Annotated in this window: 16 protein-coding genes; 9 read left to right on the top strand and 7 right to left on the bottom strand. The window is 67.0% G+C overall.

Translation table 11 applies throughout. The features are described from left to right. Nucleotides 1-16 precede the first annotated feature (16 nt). A complete protein-coding gene (locus AC0LPE_RS11890) occupies nucleotides 17-727 on the top strand; it encodes a FadR/GntR family transcriptional regulator (protein WP_016692220.1) in 711 nt (236 codons plus the stop codon). Here AC0LPE_RS11890 and AC0LPE_RS11885 read toward each other — a convergent pair. The 4 genes from AC0LPE_RS11885 to AC0LPE_RS11870 all read right to left on the bottom strand — a co-directional run bounded on the left by AC0LPE_RS11885 (nucleotide 700) and on the right by AC0LPE_RS11870 (nucleotide 5,014). Next, a complete protein-coding gene (locus tag AC0LPE_RS11885; protein ID WP_160875468.1) occupies nucleotides 700-1,968 on the bottom strand; it encodes a glycosyltransferase 87 family protein in 1,269 nt (422 codons plus the stop codon). The genes AC0LPE_RS11890 and AC0LPE_RS11885 overlap by 28 nt on opposite strands. Further along, nucleotides 1,965-3,191 carry a Na+/H+ antiporter NhaA gene (gene nhaA, locus AC0LPE_RS11880; protein WP_216359316.1) on the bottom strand — a complete coding sequence of 409 codons (1,227 nt, stop codon included), beginning with the start codon at nucleotides 3,189-3,191 and terminating at the stop codon, nucleotides 1,965-1,967. The genes AC0LPE_RS11885 and nhaA overlap by 4 nt, the downstream gene beginning before the upstream one ends. A gap of 428 nt (nucleotides 3,192-3,619) precedes the next feature. After that, nucleotides 3,620-4,324 carry a universal stress protein gene (locus AC0LPE_RS11875; RefSeq protein WP_016692223.1) on the bottom strand — a complete coding sequence of 235 codons (705 nt, stop codon included), beginning with the start codon at nucleotides 4,322-4,324 and terminating at the stop codon, nucleotides 3,620-3,622. A 198-nt stretch (nucleotides 4,325-4,522) separates the two neighbouring features. Then, complete coding sequence (locus tag AC0LPE_RS11870; protein ID WP_088899205.1) at nucleotides 4,523-5,014, bottom strand: MarR family winged helix-turn-helix transcriptional regulator; 492 nt, start codon at nucleotides 5,012-5,014, stop codon at nucleotides 4,523-4,525. Nucleotides 5,015-5,177: 163 nt separating this feature from the next. On the opposite strand from AC0LPE_RS11870, the gene AC0LPE_RS11865 reads away from it, so the two are divergent. Both AC0LPE_RS11865 and AC0LPE_RS11860 read left to right on the top strand, forming a co-directional pair. After that, complete coding sequence (locus AC0LPE_RS11865) at nucleotides 5,178-6,404, top strand: MFS transporter (protein WP_490606288.1); 1,227 nt, start codon at nucleotides 5,178-5,180, stop codon at nucleotides 6,402-6,404. Between the two features lie 39 nt (nucleotides 6,405-6,443). Next, nucleotides 6,444-7,274 carry an aldo/keto reductase gene (locus AC0LPE_RS11860; protein ID WP_490606287.1) on the top strand — a complete coding sequence of 277 codons (831 nt, stop codon included), beginning with the start codon at nucleotides 6,444-6,446 and terminating at the stop codon, nucleotides 7,272-7,274. Nucleotides 7,275-7,337: 63 nt separating this feature from the next. Here AC0LPE_RS11860 and AC0LPE_RS11855 read toward each other — a convergent pair whose 3' ends face one another. Continuing rightward, nucleotides 7,338-9,665 (bottom strand): arylsulfatase, encoded by a 2,328-nt coding sequence (locus tag AC0LPE_RS11855; protein WP_490606286.1) that lies wholly within the window; start codon nucleotides 9,663-9,665, stop codon nucleotides 7,338-7,340. Nucleotides 9,666-9,754: 89 nt separating this feature from the next. Further along, nucleotides 9,755-10,690: a formylglycine-generating enzyme family protein gene (locus AC0LPE_RS11850; protein WP_160875476.1), complete on the bottom strand. Its 936-nt coding sequence runs from the start codon at nucleotides 10,688-10,690 to the stop codon at nucleotides 9,755-9,757. Nucleotides 10,691-10,795: 105 nt separating this feature from the next. Here AC0LPE_RS11850 and ligD point away from each other — a divergent pair, with 105 nt between their 5' ends. The 3 genes from ligD (at nucleotide 10,796) to AC0LPE_RS11835 (ending at nucleotide 12,811) form a co-directional block, all read left to right on the top strand. Then, nucleotides 10,796-11,764 carry a non-homologous end-joining DNA ligase gene (ligD, locus tag AC0LPE_RS11845; RefSeq protein WP_490606285.1) on the top strand — a complete coding sequence of 323 codons (969 nt, stop codon included), beginning with the start codon at nucleotides 10,796-10,798 and terminating at the stop codon, nucleotides 11,762-11,764. Between the two features lie 73 nt (nucleotides 11,765-11,837). Continuing rightward, the gene (locus tag AC0LPE_RS11840; RefSeq protein ID WP_490606284.1) at nucleotides 11,838-12,359 is read left to right on the top strand and encodes a DUF6328 family protein; all 522 of its coding nucleotides are present in this window, start codon (nucleotides 11,838-11,840) and stop codon (nucleotides 12,357-12,359) included. Between the two features lie 50 nt (nucleotides 12,360-12,409). Beyond that, complete coding sequence (locus AC0LPE_RS11835) at nucleotides 12,410-12,811, top strand: TIGR03668 family PPOX class F420-dependent oxidoreductase (protein ID WP_160875478.1); 402 nt, start codon at nucleotides 12,410-12,412, stop codon at nucleotides 12,809-12,811. Nucleotides 12,812-12,815: 4 nt separating this feature from the next. On the opposite strand, the gene AC0LPE_RS11830 is transcribed toward AC0LPE_RS11835, so the two are convergent. Next, nucleotides 12,816-13,661, bottom strand: a complete 846-nt coding sequence (locus AC0LPE_RS11830) for an alpha/beta fold hydrolase (RefSeq protein ID WP_490606283.1) — start codon at nucleotides 13,659-13,661, stop codon at nucleotides 12,816-12,818. 346 nt (nucleotides 13,662-14,007) lie between these two features. Between AC0LPE_RS11830 and AC0LPE_RS11825 the strand changes: the two genes are divergently transcribed. The 3 genes from AC0LPE_RS11825 (at nucleotide 14,008) to ureB (ending at nucleotide 15,755) form a co-directional block, all read left to right on the top strand. Beyond that, nucleotides 14,008-14,670 carry a GAP family protein gene (locus AC0LPE_RS11825; protein WP_160875482.1) on the top strand — a complete coding sequence of 221 codons (663 nt, stop codon included), beginning with the start codon at nucleotides 14,008-14,010 and terminating at the stop codon, nucleotides 14,668-14,670. Between the two features lie 439 nt (nucleotides 14,671-15,109). After that, nucleotides 15,110-15,412 (top strand): urease subunit gamma, encoded by a 303-nt coding sequence (locus tag AC0LPE_RS11820; RefSeq protein WP_016692255.1) that lies wholly within the window; start codon nucleotides 15,110-15,112, stop codon nucleotides 15,410-15,412. 13 nt (nucleotides 15,413-15,425) lie between these two features. Continuing rightward, nucleotides 15,426-15,755, top strand: a complete 330-nt coding sequence (gene ureB / locus AC0LPE_RS11815) for an urease subunit beta (RefSeq protein WP_088898586.1) — start codon at nucleotides 15,426-15,428, stop codon at nucleotides 15,753-15,755. Nucleotides 15,756-15,759 lie beyond the last annotated feature (4 nt).

Genomic DNA, 15,759 nt, shown 5'->3' with positions numbered 1-15,759 from the left:
ACTAGGCTCTGAAGTCATGTCGTCGTCCGAGGGTCGTGCGTGGGAGCAGGTACTGAACCACTTGGAGCAGATGCTGGTCTCGGGAGAACTCGGCCCGGGCCAGCGTCTGCCCCCGGAGCGCACGCTCGCCGCACAACTCGGCGTCGGCCGGTCTTCGGTTCGTGAGGCACTGCGGGTGATGGAGGCCCTCGGGCTGCTCAGCACCCACACGGGGTCCGGGCCGAACGCCGGCGCGATGATCGTCTCGCGACCCACCGGCGGGATGTCTATGCTCATGCGCCTGCAGGTCGCGGCGCAGAACTTCCCGGTCTCCGACATCGTCCGCACACGTCTGGTACTCGAGACGGAAGTGATGCAGACGCTGGCCAACCGGAGCCCGGCACCGGAACTCACCCCGGCCGAGGAACTGCTGGACGCGATGGACGATCCGGAGTTGGCGGCACCCGAGTTCCTCGTTCTCGACGCCCAGTTCCATGTCGCAATGGCCGACGCGGCGGGCAACCTCGTCGTCGCGGCGATGATGGCCGGTCTCCGCGACTCCATCGAGAGCTACGTCCTCGCGGGCGCACCACACACCGATTGGCCCGCGACCTGCGTGCGGCTGCGTCACGAGCACCGCGGTCTCGTCGACGCGGTCCGCGCCGGCGATGCCACGCTCGCTCGCAAGCGCATCGTCGAGCACATCCGCGGTTACTACGCTCAGAGTTTCGGCGCCGACGCGTTCTGACGCCCTGTCCGAGCGATGTCCACCGAAGGGTCTGTGACCGGTCCGGGGACGCGTGCGGATCGTCGGCGATCGACCAGCACCGCGAATATCACGATGAGCAGCAGCGACCAGCCCAGTGTCGGGCGCATGTACTCGGCGTACCGGCCGGCCTCCACCCATCTGCCCGAATACCATTCGTCGGCGCTGAGGAAGCCGTACACCGCCAGCCATGCCGGCCAGTTCCGCATCACGGACTGCGGCAGGACCACGCTCATGAGCAACGGGAACAGCAGCATCGAGTAGTACATCTGCCCGAGCGAACCGAGCAGAAACGATGCGGTCATCAGCACACCGGCACCGGTGACGACGAAGAACACCTCGTCGTGCCGGTGATAGCGGTGGAGCAGATACAGCGTGGCCGCGGCGAGGAACGCGAAACCGATGCGCAACGCGAGGATCAGGGGTTCGGGCAGACCGTAATAGGTGCCGTTGCCGGTGATCGAACTGTTGAAGTAGTCGCGGGACTGCAACAGATACGGAACGGTGCGTTCGACGAACTGCCACGGATCCGCAGCCCACGGCCACGCGAGTGCGGTGAGCCCGACCGGCACCGCTGCGGCGGTCAGGAGAGTCTTGCTCTGGCGGCGCAGCACGGGAAGCAACAGCAACGGCGCGAGAATCGGTTTGATAGCGAAGGTCACCCCGATCGCGGCGCCGGCCCAGAGGTCCCGCCGCGCCAGCAACAACGTCAGGAACGCCATCTGACCGAGTAGGACCACACCGTTGATGTTGGTGAACACCAGGGTGTTGATCACCGATTCGGACGCGAAGGCGACCGTCACCGCGATCGGGAGCGCCGCGGATCGCGCTGTGTACCCGAACATCCGCACGACCAGGTACACGGCAACGAGGACGGCCGCCGCGTTGACCCCGATGAATGCCCATCGTGAGAGTTCGTGTTCGAGGGCCGCGAACGGTGCGATCAGCAGCGAACCCGACGGCGGGTAGAGGTAGTGCGGGTCGACGTGTTCGTACGTCGCTGTGTAGACCGGTTCACGGTTCCAGAAGGCGACGGCTGCGCGGTAGACACCGGTGAAGTCGTCCGTGCGTGCACCGTCGACGGCGAGGATCACCGTGCGATGGACGACGAGCATCACGGCGACCGGCCAGAAGACGCACTTCAGCAGGGCCTGCGGTGACCGCACGGTCGGCTGGACCCACCACGGCAGACCGTCCCGACCGCGATCCGAGGTATCGATCATCGCTGATAGACGTCGGGAATCCCGTCGCCGTCCTCGTCGACCTGCTCGGCCGCCCTGATCGTGCGGTAGGCACGGTTACGGGCCACGAGAACAGTCGAGGCCAGAGCGGCGCTGAGCAACGATCCGCACAGCACGGCGACCTTCACGTGATCGGCCGCGACGGTTCCTGCACCGTAGGCGAGATCGCCGATGAGCAGGGACACCGTGAAGCCGATACCGCCGAGCAGGGACACACCCAGCACGTCCACCCAACTCAGCTCGTCGTCGAGATGTGCTCGGGTGAAGCGCGCCACCAGGTAGCTGACCCCGAAGATCCCGACGACCTTGCCGACGACCAGACCGGCGATCACCCCGGCGGAGATGGGATCGGTGAGGGCGTTCGCCAGGCCGGTGAATCCTCCGACGGTGACGCCGGCGGCGAAGAAGGCGAAGACCGGCACGGCAATACCGGCGGACAGCGGCCGGAGCCGGTGTTCGACGTGCTCGGCGACCGGAATCGTGCGGTCCCCCACCTGCCGGGCGACGGGAACCGCGAAGCCGAGCAGTACACCGGCGATGGTCGCGTGCACACCGGATTCGTGGACCAGCCACCAGGTCACTGCCGCCAACGGCACCAGGAGCCACCAGGCACCGAAGCCGCGTCGGAGCGCGATGCCGAACAGCGCCAACGGGATCAGCGCCCCGCCCAGGTAGAGCAGGTTCACCTCGTCGGTGTAGAAGACCGCGATCACGGTCACGGCGAGCAGGTCGTCGACCACGGCGAGGGTGAGCAGGAACGTTCGCAGCGCCGACGGGAGATGACTACCGATGACGGCGAGAATCGCTACGGCGAACGCGATGTCGGTCGCCGTCGGGACCGCCCATCCGTTCAACGCGTCGGCGCCACCACGAAGATTGATGACGGCGAAGATCACGGCCGGGACGATCATGCCGCCCAGGGCGGCGGTCACCGGCATGGCGGCACGCCGCAGGTCCCGCAGACTGCCTTCGACGAATTCCCGTTTGAGTTCGACGCCGACGACGAAGAAGAACACGGCGAGCAGTCCGTCGGCCGCCCAGGTGCCCAGGGACAGGTCCAGGTGCCACGACGCCGGACCGATCGAGGTCTCCCGCAGGGCATGGTAGGAATCCGACCATCCTGTGTTCGCCCAGATCAATGCGATGACGGCGCCGATGAGCAGCAGGACACCGCCGACGGTCTCCTTGCGGAGGATCTCCGTCACACGGCGTGTGTCCTGCCATGTTCCGCGAGAGAGGAAGGGGACTCCGGAGAAGATGTTCGGCATCACAGGTCCTCGGAATTCTCGACCGCACGCGGTGCGCGAACGGGGACCGGCCGGGGCGGATGCACCCGATCCGCATGGGCGGCAGTACGTTCCGATCCCCGGAGTGGGATCGGGTACCGAAAACTATGGCATCCCTGCGATTTCGGCGTCGGACGCCGACACGCAGTCAGGAGGTCGATGCGACCTTCGGCGCTGCGGTGGACGTGCTTCGCGGGGGTGCCGGTCACTGCGCCGGCTGCAGAGCTCGGGCGGGACGGGTGGCGACGGGACAGATGGGTACAGACACGGGTCCTCCGGTTCGACGACGTAATTACTTCTGCCGACCAGACTTCCCGGCGCACCGAGATCGACCATACCGTATCGGGTCAGGTCGACGCGGTGCCCGTCACATTCTCCTCGGGAGCGACCCGAACGGCGACCGTGGGTTCGTTCGCACCCGCGTCCGGCGAGACGACGGTGGGATCGACGACGAGCACAGGCACATGCGAGTGCCCGATGAGATATTCCGCGACGCTGCCGAGCATCCGAGAGGACATGCCTCGTCCGCGGCGGCCCACGACGAGAACGTCGGCGTGATGTTCCTCGGCGAACCAACCCAGGCATCGACCGGCCGGGCCGGCGAGGACGGCATACCCCACCGAAATATCACCCATCGATTCGACGGCCTGCTCGAGGCGCCGTCGCACCGTGGCGAGAAGTTCGGAGTCGGGATCGCCGGCGTCGTCGTAGGAGATCACGACGACGAGTTCGAGCACTCCTCCGGCCGGCCCGAACAGTCGTCGCGCCGCGTCCAGCGCATGCTTGGCCTCGGTGGATCCGTCGTAACCGACCATCACGCGGAGTCCGCCCTCGTCGACCTCTCCGGCATGCTGCCGGGCCACCGTCGTCACTTCGACGGACCGGGGAACACGCTCGATGCGCTCGAAGGCGATGGGGACGAACAACGGTCCGAGGATGACGGCGATGATCGTCCAGCGAGGGTCGTGGCCTCGCCGTGCCATCCACAGACCGGTCACGAGTCCTGACAGCACCCATACGACGAGGAAGGCGACGAAGACGGCCCAGTTCATGGCGTGCCTCCAGATGCGTGCACCGAGAAGAGGTGTACCGATGCGTTCATGTCGTCCTCCGGATCGTCGAAGAAAGCTGTTCCCGCCGACCAGACTTCCCGGCACACCATGGGAGACGATACCCGACCCGGCCGCGCGATCTCACCTGTTGCTCCGACAGGTCTGCGCGCGGAGGACGTCGCGCGAGATCGCCCCCGTTCAGCGTGGTGCCGGGCCCCCGGCGGCATCCGTCCGATCATCGTCCTGCAACTGCCGGATGGCGTCGACCAGTGGCGCCAGGACAGGTTCGGCCGCGGCCTCGTCGAGCGCCTCCCGCAGGGCGGTGTTGTGGGTGGGCCGGGCCTCGTCGAGCAGGCGCCGGCCGGCGTCGGTGACGTCGGTGTAGATGCCGCGGCGATCGGTGGGACATAGATAGCGCGCAAGCAACCCGCGATCCTCGAGCCGCGTGACCAGCCGCGTCGTCGCACTCTGACTGAGGACCACGGCGTCGGCAACCTGGCGCATCTGCAGGTGCCCGCCCTCCCCGTCGTGCTGACGGTTGAGCACGTCCAGCAGTGAATACTCGCGCACGCTCAACCCGTGGCCGGACTGCAGGGCGCTCTCGATCCGGTTCTCGATCCGCCCGTGCAGGAGCGACAGCGCCGACCAGCTGTTGGCCAGCGCGGTCATCGACGGGTCCGTGGCGGTCATGGTCGGCTCCTCGGTCGGCTCGTACGAAACAGGTGACGCGGGCGGTGTGCCGGCGTTGTCACATCGCTCACTATACCCGCGCTTGCAATTCGTCGTCGTCTGCAATTATTGTTGACGCCAGTAAAGCGCGTCTGCGTCTCTTCTCGATCGAAGGATCGTTCTCATGCCACTCGCTCTACTGGCCCTGGCCATCGGCGCCTTCGGAATCGGCACCACCGAATTCGTCATCATGGGGCTGCTCCCCCAGGTCGGATCGGATCTCGGAGTCTCGATCCCCACAGCCGGATATCTCGTCACCGGCTACGCCCTCGGCGTCATGATCGGTGCCCCGATCATGACGGCGCTCGGCACCAGGATCTCCCGCAAGAACATGTTGATGCTGCTCATGGGCCTGTTCGTCCTGGGCAATGCCGTCTCTGCCCTCGCACCCACCTTCGCCGTCATGTTGATCGGCCGCGTCGTCGCCTCCCTCGCCCACGGAGCGTTCTTCGGCATCGGCTCGGTCGTCGCCGCCGACCTGGTGGCACCGCAGAAGAAAGCCGCTGCCATCTCCCTGATGTTCACCGGACTGACGGTGGCCAATGTCGTCGGCGTGCCGCTGGGCACCTTCGTCGGCCACACCGCGGGCTGGCGCGCGACGTTCCTGATCGTCGCCGCGCTCGGCGTCGTCGGCCTCGCGGGCGTCGCGAAGCTCGTTCCCGACGTCCCCCGACCCGAGGGCGTCCGGCTGCGTCACGAGATCGCGGCGTTCAAGAACGTCCAGGTCGTGCTGGCCATGACCATGACGGTCCTCGGCTTCGGGGGCGTGTTCGCCGCGATCACCTACATCGCACCGATCCTGACCGATGTCGGCGGTTTCGCCGAGTCCTCCGTCCCCTGGCTGATGGCCGTGTTCGGAACCGGCATGGTGGTCGGCAACCTCGTCGGTGGACATTTCGCCGACCGCAATCTCATGCCGATGCTCTACACCGCCCTGGCCGGCCTGGCCGTGGTGCTCGGCCTGTTCACCTTCCTGGCCTCCGCCAAGACGGTGTCCGTCGCGGCGGTCTTCCTGATCGGCGCTCTCGGTTTCGCGACCGTCCCACCCCTGCAGAAGCACGTCCTCGACCATGCGCACGGCGCCCCGACCCTGGCGTCCGCTGCCAACATCGGTGCCTTCAATCTCGGCAACGCCCTGGCCGCCTGGCTCGGCGGCATGGTGATATCCGCCGGATTCGGGTACACGGCACCCAACGCCGTCGGGGCCGTCCTGGCCGCGTCCGCTCTGATCCCGGCGGTCCTGTCCCACCGACTACAGCGAAAGGACGATCACGCCAACGCAACTCACACATTCACAGAACCCGACCTCCACGGCACCTCCCGTGCTGCCGTCGACCCCGTCCGACTGTGATCCCGAACTACGCGAACACCCCCGAAGGAGCACCATCTCGTGACATCGTCCACGATTCCTACCGTCACTCTGAACAACGGCGTCGAGATCCCCCAGCTCGGCTTCGGCGTCTTCCAGATCCCCGAGGACGAGACCACCGCGGCCGTCAGCGCGGCACTCGAGACCGGCTACCGCCACATCGACACCGCCGCGATCTACGGCAACGAAGCCGGCGTCGGCCGCGCGCTGGCGGACTCCGGACTGTCCCGCGACGAACTGTTCATCACGACGAAGGTGTGGAACTCCGATCAGGGTTACGACGCCACCCTCCGCGCCTTCGACACCAGCCTCGCCGCGCTCGGCCTCGATCGTCTCGACCTCTACCTGATCCACTGGCCGACCCCGGCCCGCGACCTCTACGCCGATACCTGGCGTGCCCTCGAACGCCTCGTCGAGGAAGGACGCCTCCGCGCCGCGGGCGTGTCGAACTTCCAGCCCGCCCACCTTCAGCGATTGCTGGACGGCAGCTCGCTCGCCCCGACGATCAACCAGATCGAACTGCATCCCGGTCTGCAGCGGAGCGAACTGCGCGCCTTCCACGCCGAGCACGGCATCGCCACCGAGGCGTGGAGCCCGCTCGCCCAGGGCGCCGTGCTGGACGACGAGGCGATCACGTCGATCGCCGGACGCACCGGCAAGTCGCCGGCCCAGGTGGTGCTGCGCTGGCATCTGCAGCTCGGCAACGTCGTCATCCCGAAGTCGGTCACGCCGTCCCGGATCCGGGAGAACTTCGAGGTCTTCGACTTCGAACTGACCGACGAGGAGATGTCCACCATCGCCGGCGCCGACCGCGATCTGCGCACCGGACCCCATCCGGACCAGTTCAACTGACAGACCTCGCGGCTCCGGGCGGATCCACCGCCCGGAGCCGGTAAGGCACTCGAAGAGCTGCGTTCAGGTGTATTCGACGGTCATCCTGTCGATGCTCCCGTCGAACGGGAACGGTGCCCGGTCGAAGTAGTCGAGCGAGACAGGTGACCCCAGGCAGGTGCCGATATCCAGGCAGTCGTTCGCCGTGAACAGCAACGGCGCACTGACCGGCACGACGGTCTCCCCCACCGACTGCCCGTCGACGGACATCAGGACGTTCAACGGACCACCGGGGCGCGCTTCGGCGTACTTGGTGACCACCTCGACGAGGTGGTGTCCGGGCGCGACGCGGCTCGCCGAACGCATCTTCGTCCGCATCAGGATGAACAGGTTGTACTCGTAGCAGAGATAGCCGTCGTCCGCGAAGCACGTCAGACCACCACCGTTGGCACCCAACGCATACAGGACGCCGTGCGCCCGCTCCGGGAAGGTCACCTCGATACAGACCCGGTTGTTCTTGTTTCCCAGTGCGGGAGCGCAGAATTCAGGCATACGGGTGACCTCGCCGGTGAAATCCCAACTCGTGTACGGCGTGGTGATGCGTTGTTCCGGATGGATCGCCGCGACCCAGAGGCCCCCACCGATGGGAAGGGCGTTGTTCTTGGCCGCTTCGATCGCGAAGATCTCCCGCATCTGTGCCAGTTTCTCGGGGTACTGCTCGGCGAGGTCGCGGCTCTGCGTCCAGTCCTCGTCGAGGTTGTAGAGCTCCCAGGTGTCGTCGTCCGGGCTCCAATCGCGGATTCCGCCGGGCAGGCCGGGCAGCCACGGTGCGCGGGGTCCGAAGGCCGACGCCATCCATCCGTCGTGGTAGATCGCTCGGCTGCCCATGACCTCGAAGTACTGGGTGAGCTTGCCCGCCGGCGCGTCACGGTCCACGAACGTCCGGGCGAAACCAGCGCCGTCGATCGGATCCTGCGGAATCCCGTTGACGGTCCGCGGCGAGGTGATGCCCAGCAGCTCGTAGAAGGTCGGCACCAGGTCGTTGCAGTGCAGGAATTGGGTCCGGGGGGTGCGATCCGGCGTGATGCGCGCGGGCCAGCGCACCACCATGGGATTGCGGGTTCCCCCGAGATGGGACGCGAGAAGTTTCATGCCCTTGTAGGGCGTGCTGCCCGCCCACGCCCAGCCTGCGTGATACATGTTGTCCGTCTTCGGGGAGCCGAGAACGTCGAGTCCGCCGAGTTCGTCGAGGGCCGCGATGTGCTGGGCCGTGGTCGTGGGGATCCCGTTCTGCGCGAGCAGTTCGCTGATGGTGCCGTTCTGGCCCTCACCGGACGACCCGTTGTCGCCCCAGATGTAGAAGACCAGGGCGTTCTCGCGGTAGCCCAGCCGGTCGAGTTCGTCGAACAACCGCCCCACCTGCACGTCGCAGTGTTCGGCGTATCCGGCCGCGACCTCCATGAGGCGTCGCTGGAAGGGCTTCTCGTCGTCGGGGATGTCGTCCCAGGCCGTCATGGTGGGGTGCCGCTCGGTGAGTTCGGCATCCGGTGGGATCCAGCCCTTCTCCTTGGCCCGCTCGAACACGCGCTCGCGATAAGCGTCCCATCCGTCGTCGAACTTGCCCGCATACCGGTCGGCCCACGGCTTCATGATGTGGTGCGGCCCGTGCAGACACCCGCTGGCCCAGTACATGAAGAACGGCCGGGACGGATCGAGCGCCTTGTGGCGGCGCAACCAGCCGATCGCGTCGTCGGCGAGGTCCTCACTGAGGTGGTAGCCCTCCTCGGGAGTCTTCGGGGGCAGGACGACGGTGGTGTTGCGGACGAGGTTCGGCTCGTACTGCGACGCCTCGCCGGCGAGGAAACCGTAGAAGTAGTCGAAACCGACTCCGGTGGGCCAGTTGTCGAAGGGACCCGCTGCGGTGGTCTCCTCCGCAGGAGTGTTGTGCCACTTGCCGAAAGCCGCTGTGGTGTAACCAAAGTGGCGCAGCACCTCGGCTCCGGTGGCGCTCGATTTCGGGATGTGCCCGGAATAGCCGTCCCAGTCGTTGGCGAGTTCGGCGATCTGCCCGTTTCCGACACGGTGATGGTTGCGTCCGGTCAACAACGATGCGCGGGTCGGCGAGCACATCGCCGTGGTGTGGAAGCGGTTGTAGCTGATGCCTTCGTCGAGCAGGCGGTCGAGGGTGGGTGTGCTCACCTCGCCACCGAATGCGCTCGGCAGACCGGGGCCCGCGTCGTCGATGAGGACGACCAGGATGTTCGGGGCGTCGTCGGGAAGGCGACGGTGTTGTGCGCGTGGGCTGTAGACCGATTCCTGCATGGTCCGTCCTGCGATGCTTCCCGACGGCACCGGTGGGAACGGCAGAGTTTCTCCGCCCGGGATCGGATCCGGACGCAGATCCTGGCTCATGGTGGATGCCTCTTTTCACCCCCATCCGTTCCCAGTACACCACCGGTATCGGGCCGCATACACCCCTGACCAGGGTGAAACCTGCCTTCTCACGGGCGAATGATGCAGCGGAATCCGATATGGCACGTCGCGGTCTCCTCGGTGTCACCCTGGCGGGCCGCGGGTCGGTACCGCAGACAGTAATTCGGGGCACACAGATGCGATCCGCCCTTGATGACGCGGCGCGGATACGCTTCGCGCGGATCGTGTTCGGCCGTGTCCACGCGGGGATTCGTCGGGATGCAACACGACGACGCCGGCGCGACGTTCTTGCCGCTCGAAGCATGGTTCGCGGTGTAGTAGTCGGCGGTCCACTCCCACACGTTGCCCGCCATGTCGTGGAGACCGTACCCGTTCGGCCGGAAGTGTCCGACAGGTGAGGTTCCGGCGAATCCGTCCGTTTCGAGGTTCTGCCACGGGAATTCGCCCTGCCAGACGTTCCCGCCGGGCCGGCCCTTCGGTTCGTGCTCGTCGCCCCATGTGAAGGCCTTGCGGTCGAGTCCGCCGCGGGCGGCGAACTCCCATTCGGCCTCGGTCGGCAGTTCCTTGCCGGCCCACTCGGCGTAGGCGCGGGCATCGAACCACGACACGTGGGTGACGGGATGGAGTTCCCGCCCGCCGACGGTGCTCCCCGGCCCTTCGGGATGACGCCAGTCCGCACCCGGGACGAACGACCACCACCTCGTGTAGTCATCGAGCGGTACCGGCCCCGGGGGAGGCGTGAACACGAGCGAGCCGGGCACGAGCAGGGACGGATCGGCGCCGGGATAATCGGCGGGGTCGGGCGCGACCTCCGCGGTGGTGACGTATCCGGTGTCCTTCACGAAGCGCCGGAACTCGGCGACGGTCACCGGGTGCGTGTCCATCCAGAACCCGTCGACCGTCACCTGGTGGACCGGTCGCTCCTCCGGATAGAAATCCTCCGACCCCATCCAGAACGTGCCTCCGGCGATGAGAGTCATGTTCTGTGTCGCAGCGCGCGTCATGACGTCAGCCTCGCACGGCCCGGGTCGGGGCGCGAGGGACGCACCGACGCGACGAGACCGCGCATTCACCGGTCCCGTCCCGGCCCCGTACCGCAGACTCGGGACATGCCCTCCACGACGACGGAACTGTCCCCGATGCTGGCGACCCTCGGTCCGCCGCCGACCGGGAACTGGGCGTTCGAGATGAAATGGGACGGCCAGCGCACCCTCGCCACGGTAACCGACGGACAGTGCCGGCTGACCAGCCGCACCGGCAACGACATCACCCGGAGCTTCCCCGAACTCCCCCACCCGCTCACCACCGCGACGGGCGGCCGGGACTGCATCGTCGACGGTGAGATCGTCACCCTCGATTCCGAGGGTCGGCCGTCCTTCGCCCGGTTGCAGCGCCGCATGCACGTCCACCGTCCCACCGAGGAGCTACGCGCCGAGCTACCGGTGCTGATCTACCTGTTCGACGTCCTCGCTCTCGACGGAGAGTCCACGACGGAGTTGTCCTATCTGGAGCGCCGGGCCGTCCTCGACGATCTGATCGTCCCCGGACCTCGGGTTCAAGTGTCGCCCTACTGGACCGATGTCGACGCACCGACCATGCTCACGGTCGCGCGCGAACACGGCCTCGAAGGGATCGTCGCCAAGGACCCGGACGCACCGTATCTACCCGGGACCCGCAGCGACGGCTGGATCAAGACGCCGCTGCGCCGGAACACCGAGGTGGTCGTCGTCGGGTGGCTCCCCGGATCCGGCAAGGCTGCCGGCGGCATCGGTTCGCTGCTGCTCGGCGCGCACGACGACGAGGAACGGTTGGTGTTCATCGGCCGGGTCGGGACCGGATTCACCGCCGCGACCCGACGTGAGTTGCGATCGCAGCTGCGTCCCTTGGAACGACCGACGACCCCACTGGCGGTTGCGCCGCCGGCACGGGAGACCCACGGCGCTCACTGGGTGGAGCCCATCCTCGTCGGCGAGGTCGAGTATCGGGAGTACGCGGGCGGAAGCCTGCGGCATCCGAGTTGGCGAGGCCTTCGCACCGACAAGACGGTGCCGGAGGTCGATCTCCCGGGTCGCCACTGAGCCTCGGCCTCCTCCCCGTCGGGCGGGTGTGGCGGCAACGATCGACGGGTATCGCCGGAGCAGGGAGCGGAGCATGGACGGCACGGGCCACCGGGACGACGCCGAGTGGAACTATCGGGTGCGCGGTGAAACCGAGACCCAGCGACTCGACCGCAACTGGAGCAATCTCCTCCAGGAGCTGCGAGTGGTGCAGACCGGTGTTCAGCTTCTGACAGGATTCTTGCTCACCCTGCCGTTCCAGCAGCGCTTCGAGGGACTGTCGGACGCCCAGGAAGTCATCTACCTCGCCACCGTTGCGCTGTCCGTGACCGCGGTGATCATGCTTGTCGCGCCGGTCGGACTTCACCGCCTCCTCTTCCGGCAGCATGCCCTGTCCACGCTCGTCGCGACCGGACAACGACTGGCGATCGCCGGCCTCACGGCTCTGGGTCTTGCCCTTGTCGGAGTCGTCCTGCTGATCTTCAGCGTCGTGGTGAACATGCCCGTCGCGATCGTTGCGGCCGCGGTAGCGACACTCATGTTCTTCGGTCTGTGGATTGTGCCGTCGTTCCGGAACCGACTCGGCACGGGCGGCGACAACCGAACATCGAGATGACAGGACCACCGTGTCCGGGCAGGCGGTCGTGTCGGGTTACCGTGAGGCGCATGGATGTCCGTCGCAGGGTCGCCGATGCCCGAGTGGCCCGCCTCGCCACCGCCGACGGATCGGGCGAGCCGCACCTCGTTCCGATCGTGTTCGCCCTCGACGGCGACGTGATCCACACGTGCGTCGACGACAAACCCAAATCCACCCGGCGCCTACGTCGCCTCGCCGACATCGCAGAGAACCCGCGGGTGTGCGTGCTCGTCGACCACTACAGCGACGACTGGTCGCAGCTGTGGTGGGTCCGCATCGACGGCATCGCCACGGTCCACGACGCCGACACTGCCGAGGGAACTACGGGCATCGACGCGCTCGTCCGCAAATACCCGCAGTACCAGGCGAAACGACCACCGGGACCGGTGATCACCATCGACAGGCTGCGCTGGCGGTCCTGGTCGGCGTGAGCGACTACCAGTCCAACGTGAGCATCGCCTCGGCGATCTCGTCGACCGCCGCAACAGGGACCGCGGTGCCGGCATCGTCCAGGACGAGCAACCGCGCTCCCGGGATCTCGCGTGCGATGGCTTCTCCGTTGCCGACGGGGAAGAACGGATCCCGGCGACCGTGCACGACGAGGGCCGGGATGCCGACCTCGGGCAAGCGTTCTCGCCAGCGGGGCGTGCAGTCGAGTCCGGCGAAGACCATTCCGAGCTGATTCGCGGAGTGGGCCGACGGTCGGTCGTTCGGGGTGCGGTCCCAGATGCGCTCGGCGACCAGGCGCGCGGCGTCCGGATCGTCGCCGAGGACTGCTGCGCGGGCGGCGGCGAATTCTGCCACGGCCGTGCGATCGGCCCACTCGGGCATCGGAAGTGCGAACATGCGCTTCATCGTCGCTGTGTCGTGATCGGGAAGGTCGCGGTCGCACGGGCCCGGGGCGACCGGACGCGTCCCGACCAGAGTCAGGGCCCGGAACGTGGCGGGATGGTCGAGCGCAGCGACCTGGGCGACCATCCCGCCGACACCGATGCCCGCTAGATGCGCCGGCCTGCCATCGAGCGCGTCGACGAGGGCTGCCGCGTCGTCGGCGAGGTCGCGCAGGGTGTAGCCGGGGGCGTCCGGGTCCTTCGTCGTCGACTCCCCGCAATCCCGCAGGTCGTACCGCACGACACGACGCCCATCCGCTGCGAGCCGCTCGCACAGCTGGTCGGGCCACGAGAGCATCGTCGTCCCGCCGACGAGCAGGACGAGTGGTGCGTCCGCGTCGCCGAAGGACTCGATGCCCAGATCGACCCCGTTGGCACTGACGGTGGTCACCGTTGCTCAACCTTCCGGTGCAGTGACGGTCGGTGCGGTCTTCGAGTAGCGGAACGCCCGGTCGAACCGGTCGATCACGTCCTCGGTGGTCCTTGTGATGTGGTGTGCCTGTCCCATGATCGGCTCCTTCGCGATCGAGGTTCGTTCCCGTCCGCGTCGGTGGCGCGGATCGGGCGTTACTCGGACAGACCGGTGCAACTCGCCGATCTCATCGATCCCCACTGTGACCTCGATTCGACTCGAGGTCGACTGCGCCGGATGAATCCGCCCCGAACCGTCGTTCTGCACGAATTCCGTGTCCGGGGGAGCACAATACGGGCGTCTGCTTCCAACGACAGGAGCACCGATGGGCGCGGTACTGGGACAACTGCTTCCGCTGGCCGTCGGTGTGGCGGTCTCCCCCGTTCCGATCATCGCGACCATCCTCATGCTGCTCTCCGACCGGGCGAGAACCACCAGCCTCGGATTCGCGGGCGGTTGGCTGGTCGGCATCGTCGTCGCCACGGTGGTGTTCGCTCTTCTGGGCGGGGTCGTCACCGATTCGCAGGACGATCCGTCGACATCGAGGGCAACGATCGAGATCGTCCTGGGTGTGCTGTTGCTGGTCGTCGGTCTCCGTCAGTGGCGCAATCGTCGCGCCGAACACGACACTCCGGCATGGATGAAGACGATCGATCACATGACCGTCGCCAAGAGCGCCGGGCTGGGTTTCGCGCTCGCTGCGATCAACCCGAAGAATCTGATCATGTGTGCCGCGGCCGGTGTCGCGATCGGTGGTGCCGATCTGACGAGCGGCGGCACCGTCGTGTCCATCGCGGTGTTCGCGATTCTCGCGGCGTCCACCGTGGTGCTGCCGGTACTGGGCTATCTGCTGGCGGCCGACCGCCTGCGCGGCCCCTTGGACGAGCTCGAATCCTGGTTGCGCGCCCACAACACTGCGGTGATGAGCGTGCTGGTACTGGTCATCGGCGTGACACTGATCGGTAAGGGTGTCGGCGCACTGGGCTGACATCCGCGACGGATTCCGATACCGCCTCCTTCGAGGGATGATCCGGCCCTGGCACCACACTTACCTTAGCGCGTTCCCGGTCAATTTCGGTGGGCAGCGACCACCGCTGCGGTCGGCGCCGCCGCTGCACGGGGAACACACCGACGAAATCCTCGCGGGATATCAGGAGGTCTCCGTTCCGTCCTAGCGACGAACGTCTCGAATATCGCTGACCTACGGCCGTTTCCGATCGATCGGGAGCGGCCGTAGGACTGTTCGACCAGAACGACGGTAGAGACATCCCGCTCCGGGTGTCGTCGCGGTCACGCAGTGCGGCAGCACTTCTGAGGTCGGCGTGTCCGGATTTCTCCGCGATACGCGGGGGTAACGTCCGCGAAACAACAGCCGCGCATGATCGGCATCGATTGCACGACCGCCGACTCGCACGAAAGAACGACATATGCAGCTGACTCCCGCCGACACCGAGAAACTCCTTCTGGCCGTCGCCGGCATGGTGGCGCGCGACCGGCGGGACCGCGGCGTCCGACTGAACTATCCCGAAGCCGTTGCCCTGTTGTCCACCTGGGTGATCGAACGGGCACGCGAAGGCGCCGACGTCGCCGACCTCATGGTGAAGGGCCGCGAGGTCCTCGCCCGCGACGAGGTCATGGACGGTGTCGCCGAGATGTTGACCGACGTGCAGGTCGAGGCCACTTTCCCGGACGGACGCAAGCTCGTCACGATCCACCACCCGATTTCCTGAAAGGAGCTCCGACATGGCATCCGGACCGACTTCGGGACCCGGAGCGATTCGCGTCGCCGAGGGCTCCCTCACCCTCAACGCGGACCGCTCCGACGACGAGCGCATCACCCTCGTCTTCCTCAACACCGGCGACCGTCCCATCCAGATCGGATCGCACATCCACCTGCCGGACGCGAACGCGGCCCTCGAATTCGACCGCGAACGCGCGCAGGGCTACCGCTTGGACATCCCGTCGGGGACCTCGCAGCGCTTCGAACCCGGCAGCAGCCGCGAGCTGGGCGCCGTCGCCCTGCGCGGGCGACGCGTCGTACCCGGCATCCAGGTGCGGAAGCAGGAGGACTGAGAAC

It is taken from the genome of Rhodococcus sp. S3 (genome assembly GCF_058211795.1).
Note: the sequence above shows the minus strand (reverse complement) of the source record. Positions and strands in the feature narration are given on the sequence as shown.